Genomic DNA, 820 nt, shown 5'->3' with positions numbered 1-820 from the left:
GCAGGGGCAGCGGGTGCCGCAGGGTCCCGCGGGACGGTGCTCGGCCGGGCCCTGCGGGCCCCGGTCTCCGGGCGGACCTGGCGGGAGTTCGCGTACCTGCTGCTCTCTCTGCCGCTGAGCACGGTGTACTTCTCGCTCGCGATCACGGGCCTGTCCCTGGGCGCCGGGCTGCTCGTCACCTTCCTCGGGGTGCCGGTGCTCGCCGGGGTGCTGCTGATGTGCCGCGGGTTCGGCCGGGTCGAGCGGGCCCGCGCGCGCGGCCTGCTGGGGGCCTCCGTCGCCGCTCCGGGGCCGGTCCTGGCGCGCAAGGGCGGGCTGGTCGGGGCCGTGGGCGCGCTGCTGGGCAGCGGGAGCGCCTGGCGGCACGCGCTGTACGCGGTGGTCTGGTTCCCCTGGGCGGTGTTCGCGTTCTGCCTGGCGCTGGTGCTGTGGTCGTGCGCCTGGTCACTCCTTCTGTACCCGCTGTGGTTCTGGGTCTTCCCGGCGTACACCGACCAGCCGGGGCTGCAGCTGTTCCAGAACGGCGACTACACCTTCCACCTGGACTCGCCGGCCGAGATCGCCCTGTCCTTCCTGGCCGGGCTGGTCCTGACGCTGGCCGGGCCGGGGGTGTTCCGTGCGCTGACCGCCGTCGACCGGCTGCTCGTGGCCGGGCTGCTCGGGCCGTCGCGCCTGGACCACCGGGTGACCGAACTGGAGTCGGACCGGGGCGTGGTCGTGGACACCGCGGCCGCCGACCTGCGGCGCATCGAGCGCGACCTGCACGACGGGGCCCAGGCCCGCCTGGTGGCCCTGGCGATGGGCCTGGGCCTGGCGAAGG

1 protein-coding gene is annotated in these 820 nt (G+C 75.4%); it reads left to right on the top strand.

Going from position 1 to position 820, the window contains the following annotated elements:
• Positions 1-36 precede the first annotated feature (36 nt).
• Positions 37-820: sensor domain-containing protein (locus HYE82_RS36885; protein ID WP_179178579.1), on the top strand; the 784-nt coding region annotated here is incomplete at its 3' end.

It is taken from the genome of Streptomyces sp. BR123 (genome assembly GCF_013401435.1).
In the GTDB taxonomy this organism is placed as follows: domain Bacteria; phylum Actinomycetota; class Actinomycetes; order Streptomycetales; family Streptomycetaceae; genus Streptomyces.
This window is presented reverse-complemented; position numbering and strand designations above follow the sequence as displayed.